This window comes from Aequorivita todarodis, from assembly GCF_028561335.1.
Taxonomy (GTDB): domain Bacteria; phylum Bacteroidota; class Bacteroidia; order Flavobacteriales; family Flavobacteriaceae; genus Aequorivita; species Aequorivita todarodis.
Window position 1 is genome coordinate 158,063 of the sequence record NZ_JAQQTG010000051.1, and the last position, 16,915, is coordinate 174,977.

At 41.2% G+C, this 16,915-nt stretch carries 18 protein-coding genes; 12 read left to right on the forward strand and 6 right to left on the reverse strand.

Going from position 1 to position 16,915, the window contains the following annotated elements:
- Positions 1 to 14: 14 nt before the first annotated feature.
- From atpG to POV26_RS15205, 9 genes are all read left to right on the forward strand, one after another.
- The gene (atpG, locus tag POV26_RS15165; protein ID WP_272857310.1) at positions 15 to 890 is read left to right on the forward strand and encodes an ATP synthase F1 subunit gamma; all 876 of its coding nucleotides are present in this window, start codon (positions 15 to 17) and stop codon (positions 888 to 890) included.
- 129 nt (positions 891 to 1,019) lie between these two features.
- The gene (locus POV26_RS15170; RefSeq protein ID WP_272857311.1) at positions 1,020 to 1,553 is read left to right on the forward strand and encodes a hypothetical protein; all 534 of its coding nucleotides are present in this window, start codon (positions 1,020 to 1,022) and stop codon (positions 1,551 to 1,553) included.
- Positions 1,554 to 1,624: 71 nt separating this feature from the next.
- Positions 1,625 to 2,149 (forward strand): hypothetical protein, encoded by a 525-nt coding sequence (locus tag POV26_RS15175; protein WP_272857312.1) that lies wholly within the window; start codon positions 1,625 to 1,627, stop codon positions 2,147 to 2,149.
- Positions 2,150 to 2,151: 2 nt separating this feature from the next.
- Positions 2,152 to 2,517, forward strand: coding sequence for a cupin domain-containing protein (locus POV26_RS15180; protein ID WP_272857313.1), 366 nt, complete (start codon positions 2,152 to 2,154; stop codon positions 2,515 to 2,517).
- Positions 2,518 to 2,520: 3 nt separating this feature from the next.
- The gene (locus POV26_RS15185) at positions 2,521 to 3,462 is read left to right on the forward strand and encodes a 2-hydroxyacid dehydrogenase (RefSeq protein ID WP_272857314.1); all 942 of its coding nucleotides are present in this window, start codon (positions 2,521 to 2,523) and stop codon (positions 3,460 to 3,462) included.
- Positions 3,463 to 3,488: 26 nt separating this feature from the next.
- Positions 3,489 to 3,875, forward strand: a complete 387-nt coding sequence (locus POV26_RS15190; protein ID WP_272857315.1) for a VOC family protein — start codon at positions 3,489 to 3,491, stop codon at positions 3,873 to 3,875.
- A gap of 42 nt (positions 3,876 to 3,917) precedes the next feature.
- Positions 3,918 to 4,199: a TM2 domain-containing protein gene (locus tag POV26_RS15195; RefSeq protein WP_272857316.1), complete on the forward strand. Its 282-nt coding sequence runs from the start codon at positions 3,918 to 3,920 to the stop codon at positions 4,197 to 4,199.
- A 65-nt stretch (positions 4,200 to 4,264) separates the two neighbouring features.
- Positions 4,265 to 4,681 (forward strand): VOC family protein, encoded by a 417-nt coding sequence (locus POV26_RS15200; RefSeq protein ID WP_272857317.1) that lies wholly within the window; start codon positions 4,265 to 4,267, stop codon positions 4,679 to 4,681.
- Positions 4,682 to 4,687: 6 nt separating this feature from the next.
- Positions 4,688 to 5,071 (forward strand): DoxX family protein, encoded by a 384-nt coding sequence (locus POV26_RS15205; protein ID WP_272857318.1) that lies wholly within the window; start codon positions 4,688 to 4,690, stop codon positions 5,069 to 5,071.
- On the opposite strand, the gene POV26_RS15210 is transcribed toward POV26_RS15205, so the two are convergent.
- The 4 genes from POV26_RS15210 to POV26_RS15225 form a co-directional block, all read right to left on the reverse strand.
- Entirely contained in the window at positions 5,068 to 5,820 is a 753-nt protein-coding gene (locus POV26_RS15210) for a DUF5995 family protein (protein ID WP_272857319.1), read from the reverse strand. The genes POV26_RS15205 and POV26_RS15210 overlap by 4 nt on opposite strands.
- Before the next feature lie 23 nt (positions 5,821 to 5,843).
- Positions 5,844 to 7,694 carry a lysophospholipid acyltransferase family protein gene (locus POV26_RS15215; protein ID WP_272857320.1) on the reverse strand — a complete coding sequence of 617 codons (1,851 nt, stop codon included), beginning with the start codon at positions 7,692 to 7,694 and terminating at the stop codon, positions 5,844 to 5,846.
- 114 nt (positions 7,695 to 7,808) lie between these two features.
- On the reverse strand, positions 7,809 to 9,068 hold the full coding sequence (locus POV26_RS15220; protein ID WP_272857321.1) for an aspartate kinase: 1,260 nt from the start codon (positions 9,066 to 9,068) through the stop codon (positions 7,809 to 7,811).
- Between the two features lie 68 nt (positions 9,069 to 9,136).
- Positions 9,137 to 9,811, reverse strand: coding sequence for a GNAT family N-acetyltransferase (locus tag POV26_RS15225; RefSeq protein WP_336375906.1), 675 nt, complete (start codon positions 9,809 to 9,811; stop codon positions 9,137 to 9,139).
- On the opposite strand from POV26_RS15225, the gene fbp reads away from it, so the two are divergent.
- The gene (gene fbp, locus POV26_RS15230) at positions 9,794 to 10,798 is read left to right on the forward strand and encodes a class 1 fructose-bisphosphatase (RefSeq protein ID WP_272857322.1); all 1,005 of its coding nucleotides are present in this window, start codon (positions 9,794 to 9,796) and stop codon (positions 10,796 to 10,798) included. The two genes, POV26_RS15225 and fbp, sit on opposite strands and share 18 nt — an antisense overlap.
- A 103-nt stretch (positions 10,799 to 10,901) precedes the next feature.
- Here fbp and POV26_RS15235 read toward each other — a convergent pair whose 3' ends face one another.
- Positions 10,902 to 11,327 carry a tellurite resistance TerB family protein gene (locus POV26_RS15235; RefSeq protein WP_272857323.1) on the reverse strand — a complete coding sequence of 142 codons (426 nt, stop codon included), beginning with the start codon at positions 11,325 to 11,327 and terminating at the stop codon, positions 10,902 to 10,904.
- Between the two features lie 146 nt (positions 11,328 to 11,473).
- Between POV26_RS15235 and POV26_RS15240 the strand changes: the two genes are divergently transcribed.
- Positions 11,474 to 12,271 (forward strand): tryptophan-rich sensory protein, encoded by a 798-nt coding sequence (locus POV26_RS15240; protein WP_272857324.1) that lies wholly within the window; start codon positions 11,474 to 11,476, stop codon positions 12,269 to 12,271.
- 69 nt (positions 12,272 to 12,340) lie between these two features.
- A complete protein-coding gene (mfd, locus tag POV26_RS15245) occupies positions 12,341 to 15,721 on the forward strand; it encodes a transcription-repair coupling factor (RefSeq protein WP_272857325.1) in 3,381 nt (1,126 codons plus the stop codon).
- Between the two features lie 30 nt (positions 15,722 to 15,751).
- On the opposite strand, the gene POV26_RS15250 is transcribed toward mfd, so the two are convergent.
- Positions 15,752 to 16,867, reverse strand: coding sequence for a virginiamycin B lyase family protein (locus POV26_RS15250; protein WP_272857326.1), 1,116 nt, complete (start codon positions 16,865 to 16,867; stop codon positions 15,752 to 15,754).
- Positions 16,868 to 16,915: the final 48 nt, after the last annotated feature.

Genomic DNA, 16,915 nt, shown 5'->3' on the forward strand with positions numbered 1-16,915 from the left:
GTTAATAATAGAACATGGCGAATCTTAAGGAAATTAGAAACAGAATATCATCCGTAAGCTCAACGATGCAGATTACCAGTGCCATGAAAATGGTTTCTGCCGCAAAGTTGAAGAAGGCCCAGGATGCTATTACGGCAATGCGCCCCTATTCTGAAAAACTTACCGAACTTTTGCAAAACCTAAGCGCCACCCTTGATGCCGATACCGGCAGCAAATATTCAGACCAGCGCGAGGTAAACAAAGTCTTGGTGGTTGCCATTACCAGTAACCGTGGTTTGGCGGGGGCTTTTAATAGCAATATCATTAAGGAAGCCCGCAATTTGGCGGCCAATACCTACGGCGGCAAGCAAGTGGATTTTATGACCCTTGGGAAAAAGGGAAATGATATTCTGAAAAAAACCGGAACTATTCTTGAAAACAACAACGCTATCTTTGACGATCTTTCTTTTGAGAATACTTCTGAAATTGCCGAAAAACTGATGGGTCTTTTTTCCGAAGGGAAATATGACAAGATTGTTTTGGTGTACAACAATTTCAAAAATGCAGCTACGCAAATTGTGATGACCGAGCAGTTTTTGCCAATTATGCCTCCCAAACCCATTGAAGGCCAAGAAGCAAAGACCAGTGAAACCTTCTATATTTTTGAACCTTCAAAGGAAGAAATTGTTGAGGCGTTGATTCCAAAGAGCTTGAAAACACAATTGTTCAAAGCCCTTCGCGACAGTGTGGCCAGCGAACACGGCGCACGTATGACCGCGATGCACAAAGCAACCGACAACGCAACCGAACTTCGCGATGCGTTGAAACTACAATACAACAAAGCGCGTCAAGCTGCAATTACCAATGAAATCCTTGAGATTGTTGGTGGCGCCAATGCCTTGGCGGGATAAATTGCGAGGAACGAAGCAATCTGCGCATTAATTTGTGTTGAGATTAATAATTTCAAACCCCAAAGGTCTCAAAGACCTTTGGGGTTTTTTATTGCAATTTTTTAAGTATCTTCATTTTAAATCCAAATAATGAAAACCCTCGCATTATTCATCTGTTTTATAATTCCATTCCTTTCAGTTTCCCAAAACCAAAAAGGGACAATGATTCTTTCAGTTGCGGTTTCACCCTATCCAACGACAACGAATAATGAAGATGATTTTGGAGCCATCGGGCTGGCCAGTTTTGAGTTTTTCGTTTCCGATAAGGTTTCCCTTTCCGGAAGTTTTTTCACTTCAAATAACACGTTAATCAAGGATAATAGCGGCGTAACGATCCATTCATACGGTTTTGTTCCGTCCATACATTATTACTTTGTAAACAAGGAAAAGTGGAACGTTTTTGCACAGGCGGGTTACGGCTTCGGGTTCGAGGACCAAACGCAGGGATATATTGAAAACAGTGCCTTGACCATCTATAACATTGGTCCCGGCGCGCATTATCGCATTGGCGAAAAATTATATTTAAAGTTGCTGCTGCCCTATTTCAATGCCCGGAATATTACGTTAAACGTAGATGCAGCTGATGGCATTGCAGGGTTTTTGGGTCTCGGTTTTAAATTTTGATTATATCCAAACCTGACAGGTTTTTAAAACCGGTCAGGTTTATTATTCCATATTATTCGTAAATTTCGTAAATGAAAACAAATATGAAAACGATAGCTATTATTTTGACCGTTCCTTTCTTTCTCCTTAGTTTTTCAAACTGTGGCGGAGCAAAAGCAGACGGTCCAAAAACGTCTTTTGAACAAAATCCTCCCTTTAAAATTTCCGAAGCATATTACCAAAATTGGGTTGCGGGCGTAAAGGACGGCGGATCTGGCACCAACGTGCACATCATCTTCAGCGAAATCCAACCCGATGTGGTTATTCAGAATATATATTTCAGAAATCATATTCTTGAGGCAAAAGGCAATATAAACGAGCCAAAACAATTTGTGGGCTATCTTAAAAACGAGTCCCAACGCGATGTTATTATGGATGCCGACCCGATGAAAGAAGCCCAAAATACTCCATCCAAAGCATTTCCGTTTAAGTTGGAAAACAATCAAGCTGTTTTGGAGTATTGGTTTGAAGGAAAAAAGCATTATTTCAAAATTTCTAATCTTTCGGAAAAGGAAATGATTCCATATCCGCAGGCGAATCCAAACCAACACGAATAGTTATGCAGACTATCAATCTAAAAGAAAAGTTTTCAACTTTTAAAAAATATTGGCACCCGCACCAAATAGCCGTTGTGGACAATATGCAAGTGCTTTTGGCGAAGTTGAAGGACGAATTTGTATGGCACAAGCACGAGGAAGAAGATGAATTGTTTTTTGTGCAAAAGGGAACGTTGGAAATGCACTTTCGCGATAAAGTTGAAATCATTGCCGAAGGCGAACTGATCGTGGTTCCAAAAGGTGTGGAGCATTGCCCGAAAACCCAAAACGGCGAAGAGGTGCACGTCCTTCTTTTTGAAAAGCTTTCCACAAAACACACTGGGAATGTAACTTCGGAAAAAACCGTTTCCGAATACCCAAAAATATAAAATATGAAAATTCTTCACCTCGATAGCAACCATCCATTATTGTTGAAAATGCTTGAGGGCGCAGGGTTTTCAAATGATGAAAACTACAAAGCCTCAAAAGCTGAAATAGAGGAAATTATTTCGAATTACGATGGAATCGTGATCCGAAGCCGTTTCAACATTGACAAACAATTTCTCAATGCAGCCAAAAACCTGAAATTTATTGCCCGAGTTGGCGCCGGTCTGGAAAGCATCGATACCGAATATGCCGAAAAACTGGGGATTAAATTAATCGCCGCGCCCGAAGGCAATAGAAACGCTGTGGGCGAACATGCGCTCGGGATGCTTCTTTCGCTATTCAACAACCTAAACAAAGCCGACAGCGAAGTTAAAAATGGCCTTTGGAACCGCGAATCCAACCGCGGGATAGAACTGGACGGAAAAACCGTTGGAATCATCGGGTACGGCAATATGGGCAAAGCGTTCGCAAAAAAACTTCGCGGCTTTGACTGCGAGATAATTTGTTTCGATATAAAAGAAAATGTGGGCGATGAAAACGCAAAACAGGTTTCGCTTAAAGAACTTCAGCACAACTCAGATGTATTGAGCCTTCACACCCCGTGGACGCCGTTGACGGACAAAATGGTAAATTCAGAATTTATCAATTCGTTTTCAAAACCGTTTTGGCTCATAAATACCGCCCGCGGTAAAAGTGTGGTCACGGCCGATTTGGTTTCGGCATTAAAAGCTGGAAAAATTCTCGGTGCGGGATTGGATGTTTTGGAATTTGAAAAAGGTTCTTTTGAAACGCTTTTCGATTCTGATCACCTTCCGAATTCCTTAAAAGAACTGTTCGCGATGGACAATGTAATTTTAAGTCCGCACATTGCCGGTTGGACGGTGGAAAGCAAGGAAAAACTGGCAAAAGTGATTGCCGAAAAAATAATTCAAAAATTTCAAAACTAAAGATACCCGCCTGCGCGGGCAATATTATGAAAAAGAGAGTAACTGGAATTGGCGGCATATTTTTTAAGACCAAAGATCCCGATAAAACCAAGGAATGGTATAAAAACCACTTGGGACTGAACACTGATAATTACGGCTGTACGTTTTGGTGGCAGGACGAAAACGGCAATAAATGCTCAACGCAATGGAGCCCATTTGATGCAGATACCAACTACTTTTCGCCAAGCGAAAAAGAATTTATGGTTAACTACCGGGTGGAAAACTTGGAAGAATTACTAAAAGTTTTGAAAGAAGAAGGTGTAACAATTGTGGGCGAAATGCAGACCTATGATTACGGAAAATTCGGCTGGATACTCGATCCCGATGGAAACAAAATTGAACTTTGGGAACCGGTGGACGAAGCATTTCTATAAATTTAATTACATTTAAACTAATTTTTAAACCAATCAAAAAAAATGGAACAACAAACAACCGAAAACTGGAATCAGTCCTCACAACCATATCAGCAAGAAAACAAGAAAGTTCTGGCGGGCATTCTGGGTATTTTACTTGGAGGCTTTGGCATTCACAAATTTATTTTGGGTTACACCCAAGAGGGCATTATTCAGATCGTAATTACTATTGTAACCTGTGGTATAGGAAGCATTATCGGCCTGATAGAGGGCATTATCTACCTTACCAAAAGCGATGAGGAATTTTACCAAACCTATCAAGTAGGTAAAAAAGGATGGTTTTAAAAAATATAGGCCTTTGGAAATTTTTTCAAAGGCTTTTTTGTTTTATCACATTAAAAGTAAGATACATGAGCAACTACGGCGCAATCCCCAATTTAATTTATAGCGATGCCAATGCCGCGGTTTCATTTTTGAAAAAGGCGTTCGGGTTTAAGGAGCACGGGGTTTATAAAGACGACAACGGCAACATATTTCACGCACAACTAATATTGGGCAAGGCTTTGGTAATGGTAAATCCATTCAATCCCGACACCGCATTCGGTAAAATGCTCAACCTTCCCAAAAACCTTGACGGCTATAACACTCAAACGCCTTATTTTATAATCGAGCATGTTGATGAACATTATCAAAAAGCAAAAGCGAATGGAGCCCAAATAGTGATGGACATTAAGGATGAAGACTATGGCGGCCGCGGTTACAGCTGTAAAGATCCCGAAGGAAATATTTGGAGCTTTGGAAGCTATAATCCTTTCGAATCAAAATAGAAAAAGATGAATTTTGACACAGCCTTTCTTGCGGGATTTGCACTTTTATTGCTTCGGATAATAATTGCAATCGTCTTTTTCTCCAGCGGGAAGAGCCACGTGCAGAAACCAAAGGAACGCGGCGAGAGCATCGGCATGTCGCCCGCTGCAACTACCATTTTGGGTTTGGCTGAAATAATCGGCGCCATTTCCATCGCCTTTGGAATTTTTACGCAAATTGGCGCGCTGCTACTTATGGGCGCCATGTTGGGCGCGATGTACAAAAAAATCTTTGTTTGGAAAACGGGTTTTTACGAAGACAAAGGCTACGGTTGGCATTACGACCTTCTTTTGTTTCTTGGCGCCTTCGTAATTTTTGCCACCCACGGCGGAAATTTAATACTGTTTTAATCTTTTTTAAGCACAGCCACAATTTGCGGCACATCTTTCTTTTCAAAAAAGTAAATGGTTTTTACCAAATATTTCAGCAGCCAACTTTTTTGGGTTATCAGTTTTTCTGCGAGTTTGGCAATGATTGTATCGCGGCTATTCAGCTCATCCGCTTTATTTGGCGAAATATGGTATTGGTTCGCAAAAAGCCAAGCCCCATCACGCGCCACGTTTATACTAAAACTGACCAGTTTATCCTCGCGGCCTTTCCCAAACCTATCCAGCAAACCAAATAATGGGGAAACCGAAATAATTTTCGCTTCCACATTCGCGATCATCGAACCCAGAATTTCATTGATTTTGTTGAAATCATTCTCAAAATCCAGCAGTTCGCCATCGTCGCCAATGGTTTCCGCAACCGCGATTCCCAAATCCAGATTTATATGTGCATTGATACCCAAAAGCAGATGCTGCATAATGAGCAGTTTTCCTGTTTTCGCGGCTTCGAATGCGTTTTTCCAACTTTTCGTAAAAGGTTGATTATTGCCTAAACATTCGTAGGCAGCTATGTATCTGTTCGCGAAAAGCACGTCCAGCTTTTCCATTCGTGGATTGTTTTCGAATTCATTGTTGCGGATTCCTTCTTTGATGCGAACGGTAACTTTTCTGTAAAGAATGGGGAAATACGCCATACAGGAATTGTTGGCGCATTCCACTTCGATAATATTGTCCAATCGCGCTATAACCTCATCAATAGTTTTTGCCGCCATATCGAACAGTTTTTAGAATCGAATTAATCGGGATTTACTTTTTCGTTTGAAGTTTCCGAATCGGCACTGTCGCCATTTCTATCGGAATATTTTTTTTCAAGTTCAGCCTGAAATTCCTCCATTACAGGCTTTACAGTGCTTTCGGGCAAATCGGCTATTCGGATGTACATCAAGCCGTCCACCGCATTGTTGAAAAGCGGATCTACGTTGAAGGCCACAACCTTTGCATTCTGTTTGATGTATTTTTTGATAAGCACCGGCAAACGAAGGCTTCCCGGCTCCACCTCGTCAATTATTTTATCGAATTTATTGAGGTCGGCCTCACTTTCGTCAAAAATGAAATCCTTGTCGGCATCTTTCAGTTTTACCTTGTATTCCTTCTTTGGGTTGATGTATTGCGCCACATAGGGGTCGTAATAGTTTGATTTCATAAACTCGATCATCAAACCTTTGGAGAATTCCGAAAACTTGTTGCTGATGCTTACGCCGCCAATTAAATAACGGTGTTCGGGATAGCGCAGGGTTGTGTGGACGATTCCTTTCCAAAGAAGAAAAAGCGGCATCGGGCGAAGCTGGTATTCCTTAATAATGAAAGCGCGGCCCATTTCTATGGACTTGCTCATCATTTCATATAATTCGGGCTCAAAACGAAACAGATCTTGAAGATAAAATCCATCAATTCCAAAGCGCGGAAAAATCTCCGAACCAAGCCCCATTCTATAGGCTCCCGCCATTTTTCGCGCATCATTATCCCACAAAAACATGTGGTGGTAGTAGCTGTCAAATTTGTCCAAATCTGTGCTATTATTGGTGCCTTCGCCAACTTCGCGGAAGGTAATTTCGCGCAGCCTCCCTATTTCTTGAAGTATATAAGGAATGGTATTGGCCCGCGCCAAAAACACTTCATAATTTTTGCTGATAAGCAGGCGTTTGTCATCCTCCCGAAGCTTTTCAATCTCAGCCTCCATTGCTTTCAGCGGAATGGGACCTGCAATTTTCTTCGGCGGTTTGGGAAATTTCAACGTTTTCGGGATGTTGTCCAGCAATTTTTTCTTTTGAAAAGCATTGGAAAGCATATAGGTTTTCTTCCGAAGAAATTCGGTAAAAACAGGCAGTGCCTCGTGCTCCTTTTGGTCTTCCACCGAAATGGCATTGCCTATCCGCACTTTTATCAAACGCTCTTTTTGGGTAAGCAATTCCGAAGGCAATTTTGCGGTCCGCAAGGTGTCGCTCATCTTCGCCAAACGATAGAAAAGCTTGCTGTTTTTAGCGTGAAAATAGATGGGAACAACGGGTACTTCGGCTTTTTTAACCAATTTCATTGCGGCTTCTTCCCACGGTCTGTCAACCAATAATTTGTCATCCCGATACGTTGAAACTTCGCCAGCAGGGAAAATGCCCAAGGGGTGGCCCTCCTGCAAATGTTTCAGCGCAGATTTAAAACCGACGATGCTCGATTTTACATCTTTCCTATCCTCAAAGGGATTTACCGGCATTACATACGGTTTCAGGGGTTCTATTCTGTGCAGAAGGAAATTGGCAACGATCTTAAAATCGGGGCGTTGCTCCAACAGTAATTTCAGAAGAAGGATACCGTCAATTCCACCCAACGGATGGTTCGAAATGGTTATAAAAGCACCTGTTTTCGGGATTCTCCGGAGATCTTCCTCTGGGATTTCAAACTTTATTTCAAACGCGTCGATCAGGGCATTGATAAATTCCAGATCGTGAAGGTGCTTGTTTTTATCGTAAATTTTGTTGAGCGTAGTAATGTTCAGAATTTTCATCAAGGACCAGCCCACAAAAGTACCCAGAAACCCGAATTTATCGACGTTTATGGCTTTTGCAACTTCCTTTGCATTAACTAATCCCATGAAATATTTCGGTTTTTTGTATCCAACAAATATAGCGAAAGATATTCGTTGTGGGTTTGTTTTCTGTTTATGGGCATGTTTCGTCCAATCTCTTCCTTTATGGGTAAGTAGGGCTTATTCCTTAATTACCAACTGTACCGTTTCCTTGCTTTCCTGTTTCAAAAGCACGTTTTTGTTTTCCGCAAGGGCCTTTATCTCAGCGGGGTTAAAATGGCGAATGGTGTAAAGCGTTACATTTTCGTTACATTTTACGCTGAATTTTTCGCGAAGCTTCGCCAGCAAAGCCTCCAAATTGTTGAATTTATCGTTCACACAGACTGAAAAGCTAATGGCTGAATTTTGGATCATCTCCACTTTCATTTTGTATTTATGCAGCCATTTGAAAACATCGCCAATGTTGTCTTCCATCATAAACGAGAAGTCTAGCGAAGAAAGTGAAATTAAAACCTGACCCTTTTTCAGGATAAAACACGAAGTCTGTGGATCCAGCGTAACGCCTTTCCCCACACAGGTTCCGGGCGCGGTCGGGTTTAGAAATGATTTTACAAAAAGTGGAATTTCCTTGCGCTGCAATGGCTGTAGCGTTTTTGGGTGAATCACCGAAGCGCCGTAAAATGCAAGCTCAATCGCCTCGCGGTAGCTTATGTGGTTTAGCAATTGGGTTTGGGTAAAATAGCGCGGATCGGCATTCAATACGCCGGGAACGTCTTTCCAAATGGTAACATTTTCGGCATTTAGACAGTATGCAAAAATTGCCGCCGTGTAATCACTGCCCTCGCGACCGAGGGTAGTGGTAAAGTTATTTGTGGTTTCGGAACCCAAAAATCCCTGTGTAATTGTAATGCCGGATGGACTTACTTTTTTTAGGATTTTTTTCTGGGTGGCTTCCCAATCCACGTTTGCATCGCGGTAGTTTGCATCGGTCTTGATGCACTTGCGAACGTCCAATAATTCATTCTTCAAACCAGTTTCGGAAAGATATGCGGAGACGATCGTGCAGGAAACCATTTCGCCGAAACTTACCACTTGGTCATACACAAAGGCGTGGTTTTTGGATTTGTTCACGTCTAAAAAAGAAGCCATTTTCCCAAACAGTTTCGAAACATCTTCAAAAACGGGATGGTTCCTATTTTCAAAAAGACCTTCTAAAATTTCGAGGTGATAGTTTTTAAATTCCGAAACGTGTTCCTTGCATTTGGCGCGGTCGTCATTTAGGTATTCCGCAACTACTTTTTCGAGCAGATTGGTAGTTTTTCCCATTGCCGAAACCACGATTACCAAATTTTTCCCGTTGGTAATTTTCAGTACTTCGGCAACATTTTTTACGCCGTCGGCATCTTTAATTGAGGCCCCTCCGAATTTGAATATTTTCATAAATAAAAAGTTTACCACGAATACACGAATAAATTTTTATAATAACATTCGTGTATTCGTGGTCAAATTTATTTTACACCTGATTTTTCAATATAATTCCTTAATCCCTTTTCGTCCATATGAACAACGCGCCAAGTACTCAACACTTTGGCGCCGCTGCGTTCGTAAAAACGGATGGCCCCGGTATTCCAGTCCAAAACGTCCCATGCAACACGCTTCAATCCACGATCGAAGGCAAATTGCATTACTTTTTTGTATAGCGCTTCGCCGATGCCTTTTCCGCGTTCGGATTCCTGTACTATTAAATCTTCCAAATGAAGGGTGCGTCCTTTCCAAGTTGAAAAGCGAAAATAGACCAGAGCCGCGCCAAAAATTTCACTCTCCGATTCTGCAACAAAGCACGTAAACAGTGGATTTTCGCCAAAACCTTCGCGCTCCAAATCTGCCACGGAAATTTCCACCGCATCGGGTTCTTTTTCAAAAATGGCAAGTTCTTTTATAAGTTCCAAGACTTGCGGCATATCTTCTTTAACGGCTTCTCTTACTTTCATAATTTTTTCAACTTCAACTTCAACTTCAACTTCAACTTCAACTTCATCTTCGATTTCTATTTCTATTTCGATTTCATCCCGATAGCTATCGGGATGGTTTTCCCTGCGCAAATATCGGTTCAATTTCTTAAAAATCCCGATATTTGCCACAAATTCAGGAATCCCTTCAACCCCATGGCAAAAATAAATCAATCCCTCGGCGAGTTTATAATTGAAAACCAAAGCGAGTTCAAATATTCTTCGGGCGAACTTTCCCGATTAATCAATTCCATCCGTTTGGCGGCAAAAGTGGTAAACCACAAGGTGAACAAAGCCGGATTGGTCGATATTTTGGGAACCGCCGGGAACAGCAATATACAGGGCGAGGACCAACAAAAACTGGATGTTTTTGCAAATGAAGTTTTCATCAACACGCTCACTAATCGTGAAATTGTCTGCGGAATTGCCAGCGAGGAAGAAGACGATTTTATCACCATAAAAGGCCGAAACGAGAAAAACGACAATAAATATGTGGTGTTGATGGATCCGTTGGACGGTTCTTCAAACATAGACGTGAATGTTTCCGTAGGAACCATTTTTTCTATTTTCAGAAGAATTACACCTTCGGGAACTCCCGTAACAATCGAGGATTTTCTGCAGCCGGGAGTTAATCAGGTGGCTGCTGGGTATATTGTTTATGGTACCTCAACGATGATCGTTTACACCACGGGCCACGGGGTTAATGGTTTTACTTTGAATCCTGCCATTGGCACCTATTACCTTTCGCACCCGAATATGCGCTTTCCCGAAAACGGAAATATCTATTCCGTAAACGAAGGCAATTACGTTCACTTTCCACAGGGCGTGAAAGATTACATTAAATACTGCCAAAAAGAAGAGGATGATCGTCCCTATACTTCGCGCTATATAGGTTCCTTGGTTTCCGATTTCCACCGAAATATGATAAAAGGCGGCATCTATATTTATCCAAATACTTCAAAAGATCCAAACGGAAAATTGCGTCTTTTGTACGAGTGCAACCCTATGGCAATGATTGCCGAACAGGCGGGAGGAAAGGCCAGTAATGGGTTTGAACGGATTTTGGAAATTCAGCCAACTTCATTGCATCAACGGGTTCCCTTTTTCGCTGGCAGTAAAAAAATGGTGGAAAAGGCGGAGGAATTTATGAAGGCCCCCTAACCCCCGAAGGGGAATTCCATAATTGTAAATAATAAAAAAGCTCCATTTGGAGCATTTTTATTGGGTTCGAGTAAGAGTTCCCCCTTCGGGGGTTAGGGGGCTTTTATTTTCTATTCAGCAAATACCGGTAATCCTCAAGGCTTAGGCCGCCGCTGTATATGGCGATAGACCTTTTTATCAAATCCTGCGCAATCTCAGCGGTATAGCCAAGGCCGATCGCGTATTTTTCGATTAAAAAACGTTCGTGGTCGTCAATTTCGTTATCGGCAAAAATCATTTCGAAAAGATCGTGGATCCGCTCCAAACGTCTTTCGGCATCATTGGGTGGATTGATTGGATATTTGCCCGGATTTTTTAAAACCTCATTGTATTCAGTTTCCTCAATATCCAGCTTGCGCGCAAAACGCTTCAACATTTTTTCTTCTTCCGGCCCTATTTCCCCATCAATGGAAGCCATATTTGCAATAGATGCAAAGTGCCCTAAATTTCGGGAATGCTCCCCACTTTCGAATAAATCTGTAAATGACATAATTTGGTTTTTATGCTACAAATATAAAGTTTGTAATTCATTTTTGAAGCCTTATTTCTTTTGAAAAACGCACCGTTTTAAAATTTTCTTAATTGCCAAAAGATTCACTCGCAAAACCATAAATTTATAGTGAATTAAATATTTTTATGAAAAAGACATTACAAATCGCAAATATCATTGCCTTTACGGCAACGGTTTTCGTAAACTATCTTTCCAATACGGGAGCCATAAACAGTACGACCATTGGCGAAATTTCTGACGCTAACAAAAATCTTTTTACCCCGGCGGGTTATGCATTTGCCATTTGGGGACTGATCTATCTGTTGCTTTTGGGCTTTGTAATTTACCAAAGCAGAAGCCTTTTCACAAAAGTACGCGATGATGAATTTATTCTAAAAACAGGTTGGTGGTTCGTGCTTTCCTGTGTTGCCAATGTTTTGTGGATTACTTTTTGGCTGTACGGGTTTATGGAATATTCCATCCTTGCCATTTTTGTACTGCTCTTTTCACTTTTAAAAATTGTGATGAACAACCGGATGGAGCTTTGGGACGCGCCAATATCCGTCATTGCTTTTCTTTGGTGGCCTTTTGTGTTTTACAGTGGTTGGGTTACTGTTGCCAGCATTGCAAATGTCGCTGCATATTTAACAAGTATCGAATGGAGTGCTTGGGGTTACAGTGAAGTTTTCTGGGCCGTAACTATGATTGTAATAGCAGGAATAATAAATCTTGCCGTTACTTGGAAACGCAATATGCGTGAGTTCGCATTAGTGGGTGCTTGGGCTTTGGCAGCGATTGCTGTTGCCAATTGGGACGTGAGCCAAACCGTTGCCTATGCAGCCATTGCAGTTTCGGCAGTGCTTTTTGTAAGTAGCGGTTATCACGCATTTAAAAATCGCGGAACCAGTCCGGCAAACAAATGCAGGGAATATTTTAGGAAATAGATACTTCACTTTTTTATCAGCTTTAATAGCTTGTAGGATAATTGGTTTTTGATTTACCTTTGCCGCCCAATGAGCAAAACACTCGTTACTTCACTTTATTCACGGTCTTCGCAAACACGAAAACTGGGGGATGCCATTGCTCTTCTTCGACGAGCTCAGGATGACAATCCACAAAATTCCAATAGCGATATAACCGTTTCAGGCCTGGTCGGCTCCTCGGTTTCATTGGTAATTGCTGAGGTTTTTGGCACTTCAGAATTGCCTTTTCTTTTAATTTTTAATGACAAAGAAGAAGCGGCTTACCATTTAAACGATCTCGAAAATTTGTTGGGTGACCAAAATGTGCTTTTCTATCCTGGAAGTTATCGGCGGCCGTATCAAATTGAAGAGACTGATAACGCCAATGTTTTGCTGCGAAGCGAGGTTTTAAACCGAATCAATTCCCGAAAAAAACCTGCGCTGATCGTAACCTATCCCGAAGCGCTTTTTGAAAAAGTCGTTACCAGAAAGGAATTGGAGCGAAACACACTGAAAATTGCAGTAAACGACCAACTTTCCATCGATTTTGTAAACGAGGTTTTATTTGAGTACCGCTTCAAACGCACCGATTTTGTTACCGAACCGGGCGAATTTTCAGTGCGCGGGGGGATTTTGGACGTGTTCAGTTTTAGCAATGACGAACCGTACCGAATTGAATTTTTTGGCGATGAGGTTGACAGTATTCGTACTTTTGATGTGGAAACACAGCTTTCGTTGGAACAGGTTAAAAAAGTTTCAATCATCCCAAATGTGGAAAATAAAATGGTGGATGAAAACCGTGAAAGTTTTCTGAAATATATCGCGTCCAAAACCGTAGTTTTTCTAAAAAATGAAGAACTTTTTAGTAGTGCCATCGACAATCTTTTCAAAAAAGCAACTGAAGCATTTGAAGCAATTAATTCTGAAGTAAAACGCGCAAAACCTTCGGAATTGTTCTGTACTTCGGAATTATTGAAAACACAACTTTCCGAATTTACAACGGTTCATTTAAAAAATTCGTCTATTGCTCGCGATGAATCGCGCGCCTACATAAATTTTAATACAAAACCACAACCATCATTCAACAAACAATTCAATTTACTGATTGAAAATTTGAATGACAATACTGAAAAGGGTTATAAAAACTACATTTTCTGCAGTAGCGAGCAACAGGCAAAACGTTTTCACGACATTTTTGAAGATGCCCAACAAAATGTGGAACAATTTAAAACCATCGTCTTTCCACTGTTTCAAGGTTTTGTCGATGACGATTTAAAAATAGTTTGCTATACCGATCATCAAATTTTTGAACGATATCATAAATTTCAACTGAAAAATGGTTACGCCAAAAAGCAAGCGATTACTTTAAAGGAAATTACCAATCTGGAAGTGGGCGATTACGTTACCCATATTGACCACGGGATTGGGAAATTTGGCGGCTTGCAGAAAATTGAAGTGGAAGGAAAAATGCAGGAGGCCATCAAACTTTTTTATGGCGAACGCGATATTTTGTACCTCAGCATCCATAGTCTTCACAAGATTTCAAAATATAACGGCAAGGATGGAAAGGAGCCCAAAATCTACAAATTGGGCAGCGACGCGTGGAAAAAACTGAAACAAAAAACCAAAACTCGCGTAAAGGAAATTGCCTTTAATTTAATTGAATTATATGCGAAACGTCGTACGCTGAAAGGTTTTGCATTTGATCCGGACAGTTATTTACAGGCCGAACTGGAATCGTCTTTTATTTATGAAGATACGCCGGACCAAAGCACGGCGACCGAAGACGTAAAAAAAGACATGGAAAACGAACGCCCCATGGACCGTTTGGTCTGTGGCGACGTAGGTTTCGGGAAAACGGAAGTCGCTATTCGCGCAGCTTTTAAAGCGGTTGACAATGGAAAGCAAGTTGCCGTTTTGGTGCCGACCACCATTTTGGCCTTTCAGCATTTTAAAACTTTTACGGAACGGCTTGCAGAAATGCCCGTAAACGTTGATTATCTCAACCGTTTCCGCACCGCAAAAGAGCGGAGAACCGTTTTGGACGGACTGAAAGACGGAAAACTCGATATCGTAATCGGCACGCATCAATTGGTCAACAAATCGGTGGAATTTAAGGATTTGGGCCTTTTGATTATTGACGAGGAACAGAAATTTGGAGTAGCCGTAAAAGATAAATTAAAGACCATCAAAGAAAATGTGGACACGCTCACATTAACCGCAACGCCCATTCCACGTACGTTACAATTTAGTTTAATGGCAGCCCGTGATCTTTCGGTAATTACCACGCCACCGCCAAACCGTTATCCGGTAGAAACGCACGTCATTCGTTTTGGGGAAGAAAGCATTCGCGATGCCATTCGCTATGAAATTTCGCGCGGTGGACAGGTTTTCTTTGTCCACAACAGGATTGAAAACATAAAAGAAGTCGCTGGATTGATTCAAAGGTTGGTTCCCGATGCGAAAATAGGTATTGGTCACGGGCAAATGGACGGAAAGAAATTGGAGGATTTAATGCTTCGGTTTATGAACAATGAATTCGATGTTCTCGTTTCCACAACCATCATTGAAAGTGGACTGGACGTTCCAAATGCAAATACAATATTTATTAATAATGCCAATAATTTTGGGCTTTCAGACCTCCATCAGATGCGGGGTCGTGTGGGCCGAAGTAACAAAAAAGCGTTCTGTTATTTCATCACTCCGGAATATTCGGCGATGACGGACGAAGCGCGAAAACGGATCACTGCTCTGGAACAATTTTCAGAATTGGGCAGCGGGATAAACATCGCAATGAAGGATCTGGAAATTCGTGGCGCGGGCGATTTATTGGGCGGAGAACAGAGCGGGTTTATCAACGAAATAGGTTTTGAAACCTATCAAAAAATCCTTTCCGAAGCCATTGAGGAACTGAAAGAAAAAGAATTCAAAAATCTTTACGATGAAACGGAAGGGCCGAAGAAAAATTTCGTAAAGGAAATGACGATCGATACCGATTTCGAATTGCTGTTCCCCGATGATTACGTAAACAACATTACCGAACGGCTAAATCTGTACACCAAATTGAACGAGCTGAAAACTGAAGCCGAACTTCAGAAATTTGAAAAAGAACTTTTGGACCGCTTTGGCGAGTTGCCAAAACAGGCCGAGGATTTGCTGAACAGCGTGCGTATAAAATGGATTGCCATTTCCATGGGTCTTGAACGCCTTGTGATGAAACAGAAAAAAATGGTCGGTTATTTTGTGGCGGATCAGCAAAGTGCTTTTTACCAAAGCGATGCTTTTACCAAAGTGCTGCAATACGTACAAACCCATCCCCAAAAAGTAACGATGAAGGAAAAACAAACCCGAAATGGCTTGCGATTGTTGCTTACTTTTGAAGGAATTTCATCTGTCGATAAGGCCCTAACCGCTTTAGAAAAGTTTGAATAAGAGCCGAAACTGAGCTTCGGCCCTTATTTTTTATTTTAGCAATCTTTTTCGCAGCGTACTTTCTTCCGTGGTTATTTCTAATAGATAAAGTCCATTTGTCCAACTGCTTGTATCAATTTTATGGAAAATTTCCTGATGCTTATTTTCATAGACCAATTTTCCCGTAGCATCGTAAACCTTCAATTCAAAAGTTGCGAACTGCTTGCCCGAAAATTGAATTTCAACATAATTTTTTGCAGGATTTGGGGCTATAATTAGATGATTTTCTGCTTCCGAAAATTCATCGTTTCCCAAAGTTATTCCTGAAATAATCCTCAAGTTTTTGCTTCCGAAATCCGTAATGTACATGGTGCCAGCGCCTTCATCAAAATAAATTCCGTTGGGAATATTAAAAGTAGCAACTGAAATATCGCCATCATTATTTCCCCGAATGCTGCCAGCAAATAAGGTGTAATCATCAACCGCATTGGGATTGATGGAATAAATTTTATGGTTGCCCATAATAGTTCCCCAAAGCTTTCCTTGACCGTAGCTAATAAACCCCAAATTAGGATATGGGCCTCCCTCGGATGGAAGTTGCGCAACATATTCCAGATCGCCATTTTCTTCTATTTTGAAGATTTTTCGGTCTGTATAATTTCCAACGAATAGGTTTCCGTTTTCGTCATACACAATTCCTACCGGACCACTCAATTCTGTGGATGAGGAAACAGTGGTAATGGTTCCGTCGGGGGCAATCTTTTTGATAAGATTTCCTAAGTAAAGGGTAAAAATCATGGAATCGTCATCGAAGGATTTTACAATTCCCGAAGGATGGCCCGAAACTGGATAGGTTGCCAAAAGATTCCCGGCAAGGTCATATTTGTATATTTTATCTCCCTGGCCGTCACACACGTACAATTCCTGATTGGAATTGAAAGCCAGTCCGTTTGGGGTATTCAAACCTGTGATGAACGCGGTTGCTTCTCCAGTTGGGGAGAATTTAAAAACGGTATCGCCTACATAATTGGAACAGTAAATGTTTCCATCATTATCCAAAACAATGGCATCGTCTGGGGTGCCTTCGGTAAAGGTGGTAACCGTTTGTGCGCTTAAAAATAAATGCCCGAATAAAAAGGCTGCGGTAAAAAGGAATAGGTTTTTCATAATCTGAAAATTTTAAAGTTTACTACAAATCTATTTTCAGAATAAGCA

Coding starts and splice junctions, on each gene's coding strand:
- POV26_RS15200 (WP_272857317.1), top strand. CDS start 4,265: ATGAGCAACTACGGCGCAATCCCCAATTTAATTTATAGCGATGCCAAT.
- atpG (WP_272857310.1), top strand. CDS start 15: ATGGCGAATCTTAAGGAAATTAGAAACAGAATATCATCCGTAAGCTCA.
- POV26_RS15240 (WP_272857324.1), top strand. CDS start 11,474: ATGAAAAAGACATTACAAATCGCAAATATCATTGCCTTTACGGCAACG.
- POV26_RS15185 (WP_272857314.1), top strand. CDS start 2,521: ATGAAAATTCTTCACCTCGATAGCAACCATCCATTATTGTTGAAAATG.
- POV26_RS15175 (WP_272857312.1), top strand. CDS start 1,625: ATGAAAACAAATATGAAAACGATAGCTATTATTTTGACCGTTCCTTTC.
- mfd (WP_272857325.1), top strand. CDS start 12,341: ATGAGCAAAACACTCGTTACTTCACTTTATTCACGGTCTTCGCAAACA.
- POV26_RS15180 (WP_272857313.1), top strand. CDS start 2,152: ATGCAGACTATCAATCTAAAAGAAAAGTTTTCAACTTTTAAAAAATAT.
- POV26_RS15250 (WP_272857326.1), bottom strand. CDS start 16,867: ATGAAAAACCTATTCCTTTTTACCGCAGCCTTTTTATTCGGGCATTTA.
- POV26_RS15190 (WP_272857315.1), top strand. CDS start 3,489: ATGAAAAAGAGAGTAACTGGAATTGGCGGCATATTTTTTAAGACCAAA.
- POV26_RS15170 (WP_272857311.1), top strand. CDS start 1,020: ATGAAAACCCTCGCATTATTCATCTGTTTTATAATTCCATTCCTTTCA.
- POV26_RS15235 (WP_272857323.1), bottom strand. CDS start 11,327: ATGTCATTTACAGATTTATTCGAAAGTGGGGAGCATTCCCGAAATTTA.
- fbp (WP_272857322.1), top strand. CDS start 9,794: ATGGCAAAAATAAATCAATCCCTCGGCGAGTTTATAATTGAAAACCAA.
- POV26_RS15205 (WP_272857318.1), top strand. CDS start 4,688: ATGAATTTTGACACAGCCTTTCTTGCGGGATTTGCACTTTTATTGCTT.
- POV26_RS15220 (WP_272857321.1), bottom strand. CDS start 9,068: ATGAAAATATTCAAATTCGGAGGGGCCTCAATTAAAGATGCCGACGGC.
- POV26_RS15215 (WP_272857320.1), bottom strand. CDS start 7,694: ATGGGATTAGTTAATGCAAAGGAAGTTGCAAAAGCCATAAACGTCGAT.
- POV26_RS15210 (WP_272857319.1), bottom strand. CDS start 5,820: ATGGCGGCAAAAACTATTGATGAGGTTATAGCGCGATTGGACAATATT.
- POV26_RS15195 (WP_272857316.1), top strand. CDS start 3,918: ATGGAACAACAAACAACCGAAAACTGGAATCAGTCCTCACAACCATAT.